At 68.4% G+C, this 14,922-nt stretch carries 14 protein-coding genes and 2 pseudogenes; 11 read left to right on the forward strand and 5 right to left on the reverse strand.

Features of this window, described 5'->3' with window-relative positions:
* The first annotated feature begins 83 nt into the window (after positions 1-83).
* On the forward strand, positions 84-1,058 hold the full coding sequence (locus tag F1D05_RS28730; RefSeq protein ID WP_246486056.1) for an alpha/beta fold hydrolase: 975 nt from the start codon (positions 84-86) through the stop codon (positions 1,056-1,058).
* 80 nt (positions 1,059-1,138) lie between these two features.
* Here F1D05_RS28730 and F1D05_RS28735 read toward each other — a convergent pair whose 3' ends face one another.
* Positions 1,139-1,558: a DUF6855 family protein gene (locus tag F1D05_RS28735; protein ID WP_185443553.1), complete on the reverse strand. Its 420-nt coding sequence runs from the start codon at positions 1,556-1,558 to the stop codon at positions 1,139-1,141.
* A 92-nt stretch (positions 1,559-1,650) separates the two neighbouring features.
* On the opposite strand from F1D05_RS28735, the gene F1D05_RS28740 reads away from it, so the two are divergent.
* From F1D05_RS28740 to F1D05_RS28760, 5 genes are all read left to right on the forward strand, one after another.
* Positions 1,651-2,259: a signal protein gene (locus F1D05_RS28740; protein WP_185443554.1), complete on the forward strand. Its 609-nt coding sequence runs from the start codon at positions 1,651-1,653 to the stop codon at positions 2,257-2,259.
* A 78-nt stretch (positions 2,260-2,337) separates the two neighbouring features.
* The gene (locus F1D05_RS28745; RefSeq protein WP_185443555.1) at positions 2,338-3,501 is read left to right on the forward strand and encodes a CaiB/BaiF CoA transferase family protein; all 1,164 of its coding nucleotides are present in this window, start codon (positions 2,338-2,340) and stop codon (positions 3,499-3,501) included.
* 284 nt (positions 3,502-3,785) lie between these two features.
* On the forward strand, positions 3,786-5,342 hold the full coding sequence (locus F1D05_RS28750) for a sugar ABC transporter ATP-binding protein (RefSeq protein ID WP_185443556.1): 1,557 nt from the start codon (positions 3,786-3,788) through the stop codon (positions 5,340-5,342).
* The gene (locus tag F1D05_RS28755; RefSeq protein WP_246486057.1) at positions 5,339-6,496 is read left to right on the forward strand and encodes an ABC transporter permease; all 1,158 of its coding nucleotides are present in this window, start codon (positions 5,339-5,341) and stop codon (positions 6,494-6,496) included. The genes F1D05_RS28750 and F1D05_RS28755 overlap by 4 nt, the downstream gene beginning before the upstream one ends.
* A gap of 19 nt (positions 6,497-6,515) precedes the next feature.
* On the forward strand, positions 6,516-7,523 hold the full coding sequence (locus F1D05_RS28760) for a substrate-binding domain-containing protein (protein WP_185443557.1): 1,008 nt from the start codon (positions 6,516-6,518) through the stop codon (positions 7,521-7,523).
* Positions 7,524-7,593: 70 nt separating this feature from the next.
* Here the strand turns inward: F1D05_RS28760 and F1D05_RS28765 are convergent, their stop codons facing one another.
* A complete protein-coding gene (locus tag F1D05_RS28765) occupies positions 7,594-8,589 on the reverse strand; it encodes a LacI family DNA-binding transcriptional regulator (RefSeq protein ID WP_185443558.1) in 996 nt (331 codons plus the stop codon).
* A gap of 154 nt (positions 8,590-8,743) precedes the next feature.
* On the opposite strand from F1D05_RS28765, the gene F1D05_RS28770 reads away from it, so the two are divergent.
* Genes F1D05_RS28770 through F1D05_RS28780 form a run of 3 tightly spaced genes read left to right on the forward strand, consistent with a single transcriptional unit; the run spans position 8,744 to position 11,122 of the window.
* Positions 8,744-10,174 carry an NAD-dependent malic enzyme gene (locus tag F1D05_RS28770; protein WP_185443559.1) on the forward strand — a complete coding sequence of 477 codons (1,431 nt, stop codon included), beginning with the start codon at positions 8,744-8,746 and terminating at the stop codon, positions 10,172-10,174.
* Between the two features lie 16 nt (positions 10,175-10,190).
* Positions 10,191-10,568: a VanZ family protein gene (locus F1D05_RS28775; protein ID WP_246486058.1), complete on the forward strand. Its 378-nt coding sequence runs from the start codon at positions 10,191-10,193 to the stop codon at positions 10,566-10,568.
* Entirely contained in the window at positions 10,565-11,122 is a 558-nt protein-coding gene (locus tag F1D05_RS28780) for a YqgE/AlgH family protein (protein WP_185443560.1), read from the forward strand. Before F1D05_RS28775 ends, F1D05_RS28780 begins: the two co-directional genes overlap by 4 nt.
* 78 nt (positions 11,123-11,200) lie before the next feature.
* Here F1D05_RS28780 and F1D05_RS28785 read toward each other — a convergent pair whose 3' ends face one another.
* The gene (locus F1D05_RS28785) at positions 11,201-11,476 is read right to left on the reverse strand and encodes a DUF3039 domain-containing protein (RefSeq protein WP_185443561.1); all 276 of its coding nucleotides are present in this window, start codon (positions 11,474-11,476) and stop codon (positions 11,201-11,203) included.
* 140 nt (positions 11,477-11,616) lie between these two features.
* Between F1D05_RS28785 and F1D05_RS28790 the strand changes: the two genes are divergently transcribed.
* Both F1D05_RS28790 and F1D05_RS28795 read left to right on the forward strand, forming a co-directional pair.
* Positions 11,617-12,186, forward strand: coding sequence for a Uma2 family endonuclease (locus F1D05_RS28790; protein ID WP_185443562.1), 570 nt, complete (start codon positions 11,617-11,619; stop codon positions 12,184-12,186).
* A gap of 51 nt (positions 12,187-12,237) precedes the next feature.
* Positions 12,238-14,041: pseudogene (locus F1D05_RS28795) on the forward strand (DEAD/DEAH box helicase).
* 302 nt (positions 14,042-14,343) lie between these two features.
* Here F1D05_RS28795 and F1D05_RS43215 read toward each other — a convergent pair.
* Both F1D05_RS43215 and F1D05_RS39120 read right to left on the reverse strand, forming a co-directional pair.
* A pseudogene (locus F1D05_RS43215) lies at positions 14,344-14,460 on the reverse strand (glycoside hydrolase family 16 protein); the annotation flags it as partial.
* On the reverse strand, positions 14,415-14,921 hold the full coding sequence (locus F1D05_RS39120) for a glycoside hydrolase family 16 protein (protein ID WP_206685863.1): 507 nt from the start codon (positions 14,919-14,921) through the stop codon (positions 14,415-14,417). The pseudogene F1D05_RS43215 and the gene F1D05_RS39120, both read right to left, overlap by 46 nt.
* Position 14,922: the final 1 nt, after the last annotated feature.

A 14,922-nucleotide genomic window follows, 5' to 3' on the forward strand; every position in this document is an offset into this window, starting at 1 on the left:
CCGAGAGCCGCTGCCCGTCAGATGCTTTGCTTGTGGACTGACGATCTGGGGAAGATATGACGATGCAGGCTGAACGTGCTGGGGTGACCACGTCTGATGGCGTGCGGTTGCATGTGGAGACGACTGGTTCGTCTGATGCGCCGGTGACTGTGGTGTTGGTGCACGGGTGGACGTGTTCGACCCGGAGCTGGCATCACCAGTTGAGCGGATTGCCGCAGGTGCTGGGGGCGTCGGCCGTGCGGGTTGTCGCGTATGACCATCGTGGGCATGGGCGGTCCGAGGCGGCGCCCGTGGGGACGACGCGGATCTCGCAGCTGGCGGATGACTTCGAGGCCGTGCTGGATTCCGTCGTGGGGGATGGGCCGGTGGTTTACGCCGGGCATTCGATGGGTGGGATGACGCTGATGGCGCTGGCCGATCAGCGGCCGGAGTTGTTCGGCTCGCGGATCAAGGCGGCGGCTTTGGTGAGTACGTCGTCGGGGCAGATCGCGTCGCGGGCCTTCGGCTTACCTGCTCGCTTCGACGGCGCAGCCGCGCTGGTGGCGCCGCGCGCGATGAATCTCGCCGGCGAGCGAATGGAGCGCCGGGCGCTCCGGCGATCCGCAGTACGGGGTGCGGCGGATGGCGGACGAGGTGCGGCGGAGGATGCTGCGGTGCGGGGGGCTTGGCGGGAGTTGGCTGGGGCTCGGTTGCGGCGGCCGGCTGTGCGGGAGTTGGTGTTCGGCAAGAAGGTGGATCCGGCTGAGGTGGACATCCTGATGGCGGATCTGGCCGTGACGCCTGGGCGCTCGTACAGTGGGTTCTTCGAGGCGATCAGCCGGCACGACCTCGGGCATGCGCTCGAGGTGCTCGGCGAGATTCCGGTCGAGATCATGCACGGCACCCGCGACCGGCTCCTGCCGCCGCGGCACGCGAACCGGATGGCGCAGCTCCTACCGAGCGCCCGCCTGTGGATGTACCCGGGCGCCGGCCACATGCTCATGCAGGAACGCCCCCGAGACGTGACCCACCGCCTGGCCTCGCTCGCCCGCAAGGCCGCACTCCCAGACCATCAATAGACCGGTCGCCGGGCTCGACCAAGATCTCGCCCGCCTGGCGGGGGGCGGGAGCAGCGACTATTGATGGCCTGGCGATCCGCCTAGAGCGCGCGCATCCGGTTGTTGCGAGCGTTGTGCTCGACCTCGGCCAGCCCGAGCGCCTCGAGCACCGGAGGCACGTAGTTGCCGAAGCGCCCACGGAACCCCTTCTTCAGCCCGTACCAGCCCCCGACCGGGTTGTCCTCCGACCGCGCCCACGCCTCGACCGTCCCGGGCGCCGCGGGCTTCTGCTCATCCGCGTTCCCCAACGGCATCCAGTCGCCGTGCGCCTTGAGCATCCCGTGCAGATCGTCGATACACCTCAACTGATAACTCAGCCGAGTGCTCCCGACCTGACACACCAACGCCGGCGGATCCGCCTGCTCATCGCGATAGATCTTGTACTCCGACCCGCCGGGCGGCGTACTCAACACCCACGGATCCTCTTTCGACCCACTCCCACCGAACGCAGCCTCAGCCATGCTCCACCCCCATCTAGTACTCCGCAGGCTACGGAGATCAGGCGCTTTGCGGTAGATCCGCGATTCGCGCTCGCCGTAGGTTATGGTCCGCTGTGCTCAAGAACACCGCTGCCCTGATCCTGGCGCTGACGCTTGCCGGCTGCTCCGGCGGGTCGGATGCTCCGGCCGCCGAGCAGAAGGCGAAACCCGTGGACCCGCGCTCGTCGGTGATCCAGTCCAAGTGGTGGACCTGGGCGGCACTTCCCGAGGACGTGAACCCGGTCGCGGACCGCACCGGTAAGCACTGCGCCGAGCAGCAGCCCGACGGGATGTGGCTGGTTGCCGGGACCTTTGGCGGAGTCGCGAACCGCGCTTGTACGATCCCGGCCGGCCTACCGATCGTGGGGCCGGTGGTGAACACGATCGGGGCCGACGAGGCGGACTGTCTGTCGTTCTCGAAGATCGCCGAGGGCAGCGTGAAGCTCGACGACGGCGCGCCCGAGATCATCGAGGTCGACCCGGTGCTGTTCCAGTTCGTCGCCAAGCAGGGGAACCCCTCGGGGTATGACGCAGGCCTGCTGAAGGGCTACGGGTGTGGGCTTTGGTTCACCGCGGGTCCGCTAAAACCGGGTACGCACACCTTGGTCATCAACGGAAAGAGCGGCGACTTCTCGGTCCAGGCGACCTACAACCTGACGGTGAAGGATGCCGCCGGCCTCTGAGCGGGGCCGCGCCGGTTGTGGCGCGGAGCACCTGCTGTCAGTCGCTGATCCTGGGCCGAAGCCGCCTAGGGTGGCTGGGTGCAGAATCTTCTGTCGGATCTGGTGGTTGTTGATCTCACTCGGGCGTTGGCGGGGCCGCAGGCGGCGATGATGCTGGGGGACCTTGGGGCTCGGGTGATCAAGGTCGAGACGCCTGCCGGCGGGGACGACAGCCGGGGGTGGGGGCCGCCGTTCGTGGGGGCGGAGGACGAGCGGGAGTCGACGTACTTCCTGTCTGCCAATCGGAACAAGGAGTCTGTCACCGCTGACCTGAAGTCGGTGGAGGGCAAGGAGTTCCTGACCAAGCTGGTCCGGCGGGCCGACGTACTGATCGAGAACTTCCGGCCGGGGGTGCTGGACCGGCTCGGGTTCTCCAACGAGCGGTTGCACGAGCTGAACCCCGGGCTGGTGATCTTGTCGATCACCGGGTTCGGGCACGACGGGCCGGATGGTGGGCGGGCCGGGTACGACCAGATCGCGCAGGGGGAGGGCGGTCTGATGAGCATCACCGGGGCGGTCGAGCCGACGAAGGTCGGGGTGCCGATCGCGGATCTGCTGGCCGGGATGTACGGCGCGTACGGGGCGATGGCCGCGTTGCACGAGCGCAGCATCACCGGCAAGGGGCGGGTCGTTCGGACCAGTCTGTTGGCGTCGGTGGTCGGGGTGCACGCGTTCCACGGGACGAAGTGGACCGTGGCGGGGGAGTTGCCGGAGCGCGTCGGGAATCACCATGCGCAGATCGCGCCGTACGGGATGTATCGCACCCGGGACGACATCGTGCAGGTGGCGGTCGGGAGCGAGGGGCAGTGGCGGACGTTCGCGCCGGTCGTCGGGCTGGATCCTGATGATCCGCGGTTCGCGGTCAATTCGCAGCGGGTGGCGCATCGCGATGAACTGACGGCCGCGATCGAGGTGGCGTTCGCGGCGGAATCGGCGGACGTGTGGCTGGAGCGGCTCGCGGCGGTGGGGATCCCGGCGGGGAAGGTGCGCGACTTCCAGCAGGTGTACGAGTGGGAGCAGACCCGATCGCAAGGCCTGCTGATCGACGTCGACCACCCGACGCTCGGCCGCATCCAGCTCCCCGGCCCGCCGCTCCGCTTCGACGACAACCCGTACGCCGGTGCCCGCGAGGCCAACCTCCCGCCACCCCGCCTCGGCGAACACAACGCCACGGTCCAGGCCTGGCTGGACGAAGACGCCTGACCCTTGGTGGTGCGCCGCCGACACTCACCGTCGGGCGATCCCTGGGTTTGGTCGTTGGTGAGTGGGGGAACCTTTCCATCCTGATCGAACAGGTGCCGGTCAGGGGTGGATCCGGCCTAGGGTCGGAAGGCTGCGGTCGAGCGCCGTTTCCGCCACCGTCTTCCTGCTCCTGATCGCGGACGCAAGCGGTTGGTCGGTGTCGATCCGGAGCCAGGGGTTGACGGGTCGCGGAGCAGAGGTCTAGCGTCCGGGAAATCGATTACTCACCCGATCGCGGAGGTGTCATGGCCGAGGTCGCAGCGCTGGTCCGGATGGCGCGGATCGGCAAGCGATACGGCGGCGTCCACGCCTGCCGGGAGATCGACTTCGACCTGGGTACGGGCGAGGTGCACGCGCTGCTGGGCGAGAACGGGGCCGGCAAGAGCACGCTGATGAAGATCCTGTCCGGTGACGTCACGGACTACGACGGCCAGATCGAGATCAACGGTCAGCCCGTCACGTTCGCCGGTCCCACCGACGCGCAAGCGGCCGGGATCGCGATGATCCACCAGGAACTCGACCTCGTCCCCGGCCTGTCCGTCGCCGACAACATCTTCCTCGGCCGCGAGCTCCGCACCCGCTGGCGCACGGTCGACCGCCGCCGGATGGAACGCGGAGCGCGCACCCTGCTCGAACGCAGCGGGGTGAAGCTCGACCCGCGCCGCCCAGTCGGCGAGCTACGCGTCGGTGAGCAGCAACTCGTCACCATCGCGAAGGCGATCTCGCTCGACGCCCGGGTGCTGATCATGGACGAGCCGACCTCCGCGCTCACCTCCACCGAGGTCGAACGCCTCTTCGTGGTGATCCGCGAACTGCGCCGCAACGGCGTCGGCATCGTCTACATCTCGCACCGGATGGAAGAGATCGCCCAGGTAGCGGACCGCGCGACCGTCCTGCGGAACGGCCAGTTCGTCACCAGCTTCGACCCGCGCAAGCTCACCACTTCCGAGGTCGTCGAGGCGATGGTCGGCCGCCCGGTGCAGACCATGTTCACCACGCCCGATGCGGCGACCGGCGACGAGCTACTCCGCGTCGAGAACCTTGCGATCAAGCCCCGCCGCCCCCGTCCCGGCCGGCGCGATCCGGACGGCATCTCGCTCTCGGTCCGGGCGGGCGAGATCGTCGGCCTCGCCGGACTCCTGGGCGCGGGCCGGACCGAACTGCTCGAGACCCTGTACGGCGTGGCGCCGGGCGGCGTGCGCTCCGGCCGGATCGTGCTGCAGGGTAAGGAGATTCGGCCCCGCGGACCACGGCACGCGCTGAGCAACGGGATCGGATTCGTCCCGGAGGACCGGCGAGCATCGGGTCTGGTGCTGTTCCACTCGATCCTGGCCAACACGGTGGTGTCCAGCCTCCCGGCGTACGGGCGGTTGGGGGTGATCGCGCGCCGGATGGAACGGGCCGCTTCGGTCAAGATGGCGGACCGGTTGCGGCTGAAGTACGGGCGGCTGCAGGACGACGTCGGGACGCTGTCCGGCGGGAACCAGCAGAAGGTCGTGTTCGGGCGGATGTTGCTGACCGAGCCGAAGCTGCTGCTGCTCGACGAGCCGACTCGCGGCGTCGACATCGGCGCGAAGGCCGAGATCTACCGGTTGCTGGGCGAGCTGGCGGGCCAAGGCATCGGCGTACTGCTCGCGTCGTCGGAGTTGCCGGAGCTGGTCGGCGTCTGCGACCGGGTCGTCGTACTGCGGGACGGTCGCGACGTGGCGTCGTTCAGTACAGCCGAGTCGAGTGAGAGCGATCTGCTCGCCGCCGCGATGGGAGAGGGTGCCGTGTTCGAAGAGGTCGGAGGGCCGCAGTGACGAAGGCACAGGACAAGCCCGCCGCCGGCGCGCGACCGGCGGACGAGCCCGCGACCGGCGCGCGACCGGCGGACGAGGCGCTGGCCGGCGTACGGCCGGGGGACGAGCGAGCTGGGGCCGCAGCCGGTGCGGCGGTCGGGGTGGCGAAGGCGCCGACTGCGATCGCGGAGAGCTCCGGCGGTGTGGTCGCGACGCTGTTCCGGTTCCAGAGCGTGTTCGGGCTGCTCGCGGTGTTCGTTGCCGCGATCATCTTCTCGCCCCGGCGCGACGGCGCGATCCTGTTCGTCAGCGCGGACAACCTGGCGAACGTCGTCCGGGCCGTCTCCGAGATCGGCATCATCGCGATCGGGATGACGTTCGTGATCCTGATCGGCGGGATCGATCTGTCCGTCGGCGCGGTACTCGGGCTGGCCGCGGTCGGCTCGGCGGTGCTGATGGTCGAGAGCGACTGGGGCTTCCTGCCGTCCGTCGTCCTGGTACTCGCGATCGGCCTCGTTTTCGGTGCGCTGCAAGGGATGGCGACGGCGATGATCGGCATCCAGTCGTTCATCGTGACCTTGGCCGGGCTGCAGATAGCCAGAGGTCTGGCCAGGATCTGGTCCGACGGCCAAGGCGTGGCGATTGCCTACGGCAACGGTCCGCACGAGGCGCCGGACTCGTTCGCGATCCTGGGCGAGCGGACCTTCGGCGGGCTGGTTCCGATCCCGGTGCTGATCTTCGCGGTGGTCGCGATCGCGGCCGTGGTCTTCCTCCGGGTCAGCGCGTTCTCCCGGCACCTGTACGCCGTGGGTGGCAACGAGAAGGCGGCCCGGCTGTCCGGCGTACCGGTGGTCCGGGTGAAGGTCGCCGTGTTCGCGATCTGCGGGCTGCTCGCCTCGCTGGCCGGGATCGTGCACGCCGTCCAGCTCAACCAGGGCAGCCCGAACGACGGCATCGGCTACGAGCTGGACGCGATCGCCGCGGTGGTGATCGGCGGCACCAGTCTGGCCGGCGGCCGCGGCTCCGTGGCCGGCACGGTGGCGGGCGCGCTGCTGCTCGGCGTACTGAACAACATCCTTGCCCTGAACAACATCGACTCCAACATCCAGCTCCTGATCAAGGGACTCGTGATCGTCGCGGCGGCCGCGCTGCAACGACTCCGTCCCGCCTCCTGAGACCCCAGAAAGGCTCGTCATGCGAAAACTGCAAGCGCCCCTAGCCGCCGCGGCCGTTGCCGCCTTGGTACTCGCCGGCTGTGGCACCACCAGCGACCGTACGTCGGACACCCCGCAGGCGCAGAACTCCAAGGAGTGCAAGGGTGCGGACGGCAAGTACACGATCGGGATGAGCCAGGCGAACGTCGCCGAGCCGTACCGGCAGCGGATGGACGACGACATCTTGGCCGCCGCCAAGGAGGTGCCGCAGTTCGAGGTGAAGTTCGCCGACGCGGCGCAGGACAACGCCAAGCAGGTGGCAGATGTCGAGAACTACATCACCCAGCAGATCGACCTGCTGATCATCAGCCCGAACGAGGCCAAACCGCTGACCGCCGTGGTGAAGAAGGCCTACGACAAAGGCATCCCGGTTTTGGTCCTGGACCGCAAGGTCGAAGGTGACGCCTACACCGGCTTCATCGGTGGCGACAACGTGCAGATCGGCACCGAGGCCGGCAAGTACATCGCCGAGAAGCTGTTGCCGAACGGCGGCAACGTCGTCGAGCTGAAGGGCCTGGCCGGAGCGACTCCGCAGACCGAGCGGCATGACGGGTTCATCGCCGGGATCAAGGGCAACCCGAAGGTCAAGGTGATCGCCAGTGCGAGCGGCGACTGGCTGCGGGAGAAGGGCCAGGCGCAGATGGACGCGCTGCTGAAGGCCAACCCGAAGATCGACGTCGTCTACTCCCACAACGACCCGATGGCCGAGGGCGCCTACCTGGCAGCCAAGGCGGTCGGCCGCGAGAAGGAGATGAAGTTCACCGGCATCGACGCGCTGCCGATCCCGTCCGGCGGCATCAAGGCGGTCGAGCAGGGCCGGCTCAGCGCGACGTTCACCTACCCGACCAACGGCAAGGAAGCGATCGCCGCCGCGAAGAAGATCCTGGTCGACTGCGGCACCATCGAGAAGTCCCAGACCCTGCAGACCCGCCTGATCGACGAATCCAACGCCGCCGCGATCTACGCCGAGGAGAACCCCACCGGGTAACCCCCACCGCCACAGTCCTTGCGTCCGAAGACCCGAGGGCCCTGACCTCGGGTTCTTCGGACGCAAGCAGTCAGCCTCGGTGCGAGCTGCCGCGTTCGATCAGGCGGGCGCCGAGGGTGGTGGTTGTGGGGGGACGGGTGTTGTCGGCGATTCTTGCCAGTAGCAACCGTGCGGCGACCGTGCCGATCTCGTATGCGGGCTGGGCGACCACCGACAGCGGCGGATCCACCAGCTCTGCCCACGGAGCGTCGTCGAATGCCACCAGCCCGACATCTCTGCCAGGCCGGGTCCCGTGTTCCTGAAGCGCCTGCAGTACGCCGACCGCCATCGCGCTGTTGGCGACGAGCAGCGCGTCCGGAGGCTCCTCCTGGTTGAGCAGTTCCTGCGCCGCCCGATGCGCTCCGGCCGCCTTGTATTCGGTACGTCGCACCAGCTTCGTCGTACTGCGGCGCTTGGCCGACTTCAACGCATCGCGGTAGCCCGCGAGGCGGTCATCCGCAGTACGGACTCCCAACGGGCCGGTGATGCACCCGATCCGGTTGTAGCCCTGGGCAACGAGATGGGCAGTCGCCTGTCGAGCGGCGAGCCGGGTATCGACCAGAACCACATCGCTTTCCTGCTCCGGCAACGGCCGGTCGACGGCGACGAACGCAGTACCGCGGGTCACCAGCTTGCCGACCGAGGACGTCGTGCCGGTGGGGGACAGGATGACGCCGGCGACACGCTCCTGGATCGCGATGTCGATGTAGCGGTTCTCCTTGTCCGCGTTCTCGTCGGAATTGCAGAGGACCACCGAGTAGCCGACCTCGTGCGCGACGTCCTCGACGCCGCGAGCGATCGCGGTGAAGAACGGGTTCTCCACGTCGGAGATGATCAGCGCGACCACCGCGGCCTCCTGACGGCGCAGGTTCCGGGCCGGGCCGTTCGGCTGGTAGCCGAGCTCGTCGGCGGCCTTGCGGACCCGTGCCACCAGCTCGGGATCGACCGTCGACTTGCCGTTCAGGGCCCGCGAGACGGTCGCCGTGGAGACCCCCGCCAGGGCCGCGACCTCGCTGATCCTCGCCATCGCACCTCCCGTTGCCTGGAGGTCACCTTAGCGGTCGGGTAATGGATTACCCAGCGACTGCCGATGGACGCGACGGCGGTGGACGCACCGTGGCGGCGTTGGACGCAACGTACGGAACCTCCGGCCCCCGGAGCGGTCATGAGAAGATCCGGGCGTGACTGCCTTGCCGAGCGTTTCCTACTCCATCACCGTCCGCCTCGAGGTCCCCGCCGGTGGCTCGACGGTCAGCAAACTGACGACCGCGGTCGAGCAGGCCGGTGGCCTCGTCACCGCGCTCGACGTGACCGCGTCCGGCCATGAGCGGCTGCGCATCGACGTGACCTGCGCCGCCGCGGACACCGAGCACGCCGGCCGGCTGGTCGAGGCGATGCGCGCGGTGCCCGGTGTCGAGATCGGCCGGGTCTCCGACCGGACCTTCCTGATGCACCTCGGCGGCAAGATCTCGATGGAGGCCAAGCATCCGATCCGGAACCGCGACGACCTCTCGATGATCTACACACCCGGCGTGGCCCGGGTCTGCCTGGCGATCGCGGCCAACCCCGACGACGCCCGCAGGCTGACGATCAAGCGCAACACCGTCGCGGTCGTCACCGACGGGTCCGCCGTACTGGGCCTGGGCAACATCGGCCCGAAGGCCGCGCTGCCGGTGATGGAGGGCAAGGCCGCGCTGTTCAAGCGGTTCGCCGGGATCGACGCCTGGCCGCTGTGCCTGGACACCCAGGACCCGGACGCGATCGTGCAGATCGTCAAGGCGATCGCCCCCGGCTTCGCGGGCATCAACCTGGAAGACATCTCCGCGCCGCGCTGCTTCGAGATCGAGGCCCGGCTGCGCGAGGAGCTCGACATCCCGGTCTTCCACGACGACCAGCACGGTACGGCGATCGTCGTCACCGCCGCGCTGTTCAACGCGTTGCGGGTGGTCGGCAAGGACATCAGCGCCGTACGGGTCGTGCTGTCCGGCGCGGGCGCAGCCGGTACCGCGATCCTCAAGCTGCTGATCTTGGCAGGGGTGAAGGACACGATCGTGGCCGACATCGCCGGGGTCATCCACCCCGAGCGCGACGGGCTGTCGCCGGAGCTGCGCTGGATCGCGGAGAACACGAACGCCGCGAAGTACAGCGGGAATCTGAAGGGGGCGCTGGCCGGGGCCGACGTGTTCATCGGGGTGTCGGCGCCGAACATCCTGGACGGCGACGACATCGCCACCATGAACGAGAACTCGATCGTCTTCGCACTGGCCAACCCCGACCCCGAGGTCGACCCGGCGGCGGCCCACGAGCACGCCGCGGTGGTGGCGACCGGGCGCAGCGACTTCCCGAACCAGATCAACAACGTGCTGGTCTTCCCGGGTGTCTTCCGCGGCCTGCTGGACGCGCAGTCGTCGAAGGTGTCGATCGAGATGGAGCTGGCCGCAGCCAAGGCGCTGGCCGGTGTCGTCACCGACGACGAGCTGAACGCCGACTACATCGTGCCGAGCGTCTTCCACCCGGAGGTGCACAACATGGTCGCGCACGCCGTCCGGGACGCCGCGGGCGGCAGGCCGCCGGCCGCCGAGCAGTTCCCGGACGACTCGCCTGCTCTGTAATGCGAGAATAGGGGTGGTGGGCCGGAAGCAAGAACTGTTGTGGCGGGCCGGCTTCGTGCTGGCCTGCCTGATCCACCTGTACGGCGTGTACTGGCCGCGGCAGGCAGGGCCGGACACGCTCTTCCCGTACGCCGACAAGGTGGCCCATCTACTGCTGTTCGGGTCGGTCGCGTTCCTGGGGCTCGGCGCCGCGGTGCCGGCTCGCTGGTTGCTCGGAGCGCTGGCGGTCAACGCGGTACTCAGTGAAGTGATCCAGCACTACCTGCTGCCTCACCGCAGTGGCGATCCGTTCGACTCGCTGGCCGATCTCGTGGGCGTCGCGGTGGGCGCCTTGCTCGGGTTCTGGGCTCTGGGGACCAAAAAGGTTGCCGGGCACGACATGATGGGTTCATGACGGCCTCGACCCTGACCGGTTCGCTGCTGGTGGCGACACCGTTGCTCGACGAGCCGCCCTTCCGCCGCTCGGTGATCCTGCTCCTCGATCACGACGAAGACGGCGCGCTCGGGGTGGTGGTGAACCGTGCTGCCGACCTGGAGGTCGAGCGGGTGCTGTCCGACTGGTCGACGACCGTTTCGGAGCCCGGTGTGCTGTTCATGGGCGGCCCGGTCGGCACCGACAGCGCGCTCGCTGTCGCCGAGGTGATCGAGTCCGCCGACCCGCCGGGGTGGCGTGAGTGCTTCGGACGGATCGGGCTGATCGACCTCGACGTACCGCCGGCGCTGCTCGAAGGCGCCATCCAGCGGATGCGGATCTTCGCCGGGTACGCCGGCTGGAGCAGCGGCCAGCTGGAAGGCGAGATCACCGAGGGCGCCTGGTACGTCGTACCGTCCGAACCCGACGACGTCTTCAGCCTCCAGCCCGAAGGCCTCTGGCGCCGCGTCCTGCACCGCCAGCGCGACGAGATCGCCTACCTGGCCACCTATCCGGACGACCCGACCCAGAACTAGCCACCACGCAAGCGTGAGTTCCGGTGCCCGGCTCGGTGAGCAACACCGGGTCGGGCACCGTACGGTTTGTCGTGCGGGTTACTCCTCGCCGCCGCCGCCGTCGCCCTCGTCGCCGGGGTTCAGGGAGTCCCAGATCTCTTTGCACTCGGGGCAGACCGGGAAGCGCTGTGGGTCGCGGCTCGGGACCCAGACTTTGCCGCAGAGGGCTACGACCGGGGTGCCCATCACCATCGCCTCGGTCAGCTTGTCCTTCGGCACGTAGTGCGAGAACCGCTCGTGGTCGCCCTCGTCCAATGACGGCTTGGTGCGCTCGTCGACGACCGTCTCCGCGCCGGGGCTCAACTGAGTACTCATGCCCCCAAGTGTAGGTCGACACAGCCACCACCTCCCGCAGTTTCTCCACAAGCGATCACCAGAAACTGCCCTGTGGACAACCGGGGCAACCCGGGGCAGACGACTGCACTTTGTAGGCATGACCAACTCAAGGAGGCACCATGGTCCTCATGCAACCCGATCAGCTCTACAACCTGCCGTGGCGTCCGAACCTGCCGCTGACCAGGGACGATCTCGACCGGATGCCGGATGACGGGCACCGCTACGAGCTCATCGACGGGGCGCTGATCATGACTCCGGCACCTTCGTTGCGCCATCAATCGGTCGTCGTCAATCTGGTCTGCCTGCTGAAGGCGGCCTGCCCGCGGGACCTGAAGGTCCTGGTCGCCCCGTTCGACGTCGTTCTCGCGCCGGACTCGATCATGCAGCCCGATCTGCTGGTCGCACGCAGCGAAGACTTCACCGAGCGGGAGTTGCCGACCGCGCCGTTACTTGCTGTCGAGGTGTTGTCGCCGAGTACGCGGCGGATCGATCTGATGCTGAAGTTCTCGCGGTTGGAGGCGGCGGGGTGTGCGTCCTACTGGGTGGTCGATCCCGACACGCCGGAGTTGATCGCGTGGGAGATGCGGGACGGGGCATATGCGCAGGTGGCGAAGGTCGCGGGGGATGACGAAGCGCGGTTGACGTTGCCGTTCGGGGTGACTGTGGTGCCCGCCGATCTGATCTTGTGAGAGTTGTCGGGTAACGTTCCTGCACGGCCGACAGTCGACTATCGGGGGAGTATGCCGTCCGTGGATTCGCACGTGCCAGCACCACCAGCCGTGCTCCCTCCGGCCTACCCGGACCGCGCTGCTTGGGGTACTGCGAGCAAGCTGCGGGCGTGGCAGGCGGAGGCGCTTCAGCTCTACCTGGACAAGCAACCGAAGGATTTCCTCGCGGTCGCGACGCCGGGGGCAGGCAAGACCACCTTCGCGCTGACCGTGGCGGCGGAGTTGCTGCACAGACGGGTGATCGAGCGGATCACCGTGGTGACGCCGACCGAGCACCTCAAGGTGCAGTGGGCGGACGCGGCCGACAAGGCCGGGATCGCGATCGATCCTGCGTTCGCGGGGCGTCGCGGCCCGGACGAACAAGGACTTCCAGGGCGTCGCCGTCACGTACGCCGGCGTCGCGGTGAATCCGTTGGCCTTCCGGGTCCGGACGGAGAAGTTCCGCACGCTGGTGATCCTCGACGAGGTGCACCACGGCGGTGACGCGCTCAGCTGGGGCGAGGGTGTGCGGGAGGCTTTCGAGCCGGCCACGCGCCGCTTGGCTCTGACCGGTACGCCGTTCCGCAGCGACGACAACCCGATCCCGTTCGTCACCTACGAGCACGGTCACGACGGCGCTGCCCGGAGCCAGGCGGACTACACGTACGGCTACGGTCACGCGCTGCGCGACCACGTAGTACGGCCGGTCATCTTCATGTCGTACTCCGGGGAGATGCGCTGGCGGACCAAGGCCGGTGACGAGGTCGCTGCCCGGCTGGGTGAGCCGCTGACCAAGGACTTGACCGCGCAGGCGCTGCGGACCGCGCTGGACCCGACCGGCGAGTGGATGCCTGCGGTGTTGTCGGCTGCGGACAAGCGGCTGACCGAAGTACGGCGGCACATGCCGGATGCCGGGGCGTTGGTCATCTCTGGTGATCAGAACAATGCCCGGGCGTACGCGAAGGTGTTGCGCGAGCTGACCGGCGAAGCGCCGACTGTGGTGCTGTCGGACGAGAAGGCGGCGAGCAAGAAGATCGCCGCCTTCTCCGAGGGACAGCAACGGTGGATGGTCGCGGTCCGGATGGTGAGTGAGGGCGTCGACGTGCCGCGGCTCGCGGTGGGCGTTTATGCGACGCCGACCTCGACGCCACTGTTCTTCGCGCAGGCGGTCGGACGGTTCGTCCGGGCCCGCAAGCGCGGTGAGACGGCGTCGGTGTTCGTGCCGTCGGTGACGCGGTTGCTCAGCTTCGCCGCCGAGATGGAGGTCGAGCGTGACCATGTGCTCGGCCGGAAGAACACGAACGACGACGGCGACATCTTCGCGCTCGAGGACAACCTGATCGCCCAGGCCAACCAAGCCGAGGGTGCTAGTGACGACCTGGACGCGAAGTTCGAGGCGCTCGGGTCGGACGCGAGCTTCGACCGGGTGGTGTTCGACGGCGGTGACTACGGGACCGGCGGCGATCTCGGGTCGGACGAGGAGATGGACTTCCTCGGTCTGCCCGGGCTGCTCGAGCCGGACCAGGTCCGCGAACTGCTCCGCAAGCGCCAGGCCAAGTCGCTCGCGGCGCAGAAGCGTACGAAACGCGCAGCCGGTGAGGACGACGATGACCCGACCGTGACCGAGCTCGCGACGCACGAACAGGTCTCCCTGCTCCGCCGCGAGCTGAACGGCCTGGTCGCCGCCTGGCATCACCGCACCGGTCAGCCGCACGGCGTCATCCACAACGACATCCGCCGCAAACTCGGCGGCCCCGCGGCGGCCCACGCCTCCTCCGCCCAGCTCCGCGAACGTATCGAACTGATCCGCGACTGGGCCACCCAACGCCGCGCCTGACCGCGACCCACCCGACCGACCAGCCGGGTGGGACAGCCGGTCCACACGCCTGAGCTACCAGCCGGGTGGGACAGCCGGTCCACACGCCTCAGCTACCAGCCGGCACCCGGGCCTGGGGGCTACGGGCGGTAGACGTGGAGGTAGTCGACCTGCATCGACTCCTGGGTGACGGTGGGTGGGATGCCGGCGTAGACGAAGAGGTCGAGGATCAAGGCGTCGCCGGTTCCGGAGTACGGGCCCTGTTCGCAGATCTGGCGGCCGTCCAGGTACCAGGTGGTCTTGTCGGGGCCCAGGCGTTCGGCGATCGTGTGCCAGTCGGTGGTGAGGTCGGTCGGCGACTCGTACGTGCAACTGCCGCCCGACTGGTGGTTGGTCAGGTACAGATTGCGATGGTTGTCGCTGTAGAACTCGTACGCGTCCTGCTCGTTCGAGCCGCTACCGTTCCACGTCCAGGTCGACGGCCAGAATCCCTTCGCCGCCGGGAGTTCAGCCGGGTTTCGACGTAGTCACCAGCCTTCACCGCAAACGAGTCGGCCGGATCGTGCCCGCATGCCTGGCCGGTGGTGATCAGTCCGCTCGACCACTCGTAGCCCGGTTGCGGGTTGTCCTTGCGCGCGGTGATCGTCAGTACGCCGTTGCCGACCGACAGCGCGTCCCAGGTGTGCCATTCGAGCTGCTGATTGCCATTGTTCCCGAGGCACCCGTCCGCTTCCGCGTTCGAGTGGATGGCCCACTTCGCCCGGTCGATCGCCGTACCGTCGAACTCGTCCGCGAACACCAGTACTCCGGGGCCGTCCGCCGCCGGTTGGCCGGCCGACGCGGCCGGGCCGACCGTGGCGACGATGATCGCCGCACAGGCCAGGCCGGCACCTATGGTCATT

The organism is Kribbella qitaiheensis (genome assembly GCF_014217565.1).
GTDB lineage: Bacteria > Actinomycetota > Actinomycetes > Propionibacteriales > Kribbellaceae > Kribbella > Kribbella qitaiheensis_A.

What these genes read in the sequence shown, in the direction of transcription:
- F1D05_RS28735 (WP_185443553.1), bottom strand. Translation starts at nt 1,558, where the DNA reads ATGGCTGAGGCTGCGTTCGGTGGGAGTGGGTCGAAAGAGGATCCGTGG.
- F1D05_RS28750 (WP_185443556.1), top strand. Translation starts at nt 3,786, where the DNA reads ATGGCCGAGGTCGCAGCGCTGGTCCGGATGGCGCGGATCGGCAAGCGA.
- F1D05_RS28760 (WP_185443557.1), top strand. Translation starts at nt 6,516, where the DNA reads ATGCGAAAACTGCAAGCGCCCCTAGCCGCCGCGGCCGTTGCCGCCTTG.
- F1D05_RS28765 (WP_185443558.1), bottom strand. Translation starts at nt 8,589, where the DNA reads ATGGCGAGGATCAGCGAGGTCGCGGCCCTGGCGGGGGTCTCCACGGCG.
- F1D05_RS28780 (WP_185443560.1), top strand. Translation starts at nt 10,565, where the DNA reads ATGACGGCCTCGACCCTGACCGGTTCGCTGCTGGTGGCGACACCGTTG.
- F1D05_RS28785 (WP_185443561.1), bottom strand. Translation starts at nt 11,476, where the DNA reads ATGAGTACTCAGTTGAGCCCCGGCGCGGAGACGGTCGTCGACGAGCGC.
- F1D05_RS28790 (WP_185443562.1), top strand. Translation starts at nt 11,617, where the DNA reads ATGGTCCTCATGCAACCCGATCAGCTCTACAACCTGCCGTGGCGTCCG.
- F1D05_RS39120 (WP_206685863.1), bottom strand. Translation starts at nt 14,921, where the DNA reads ATGACCATAGGTGCCGGCCTGGCCTGTGCGGCGATCATCGTCGCCACG.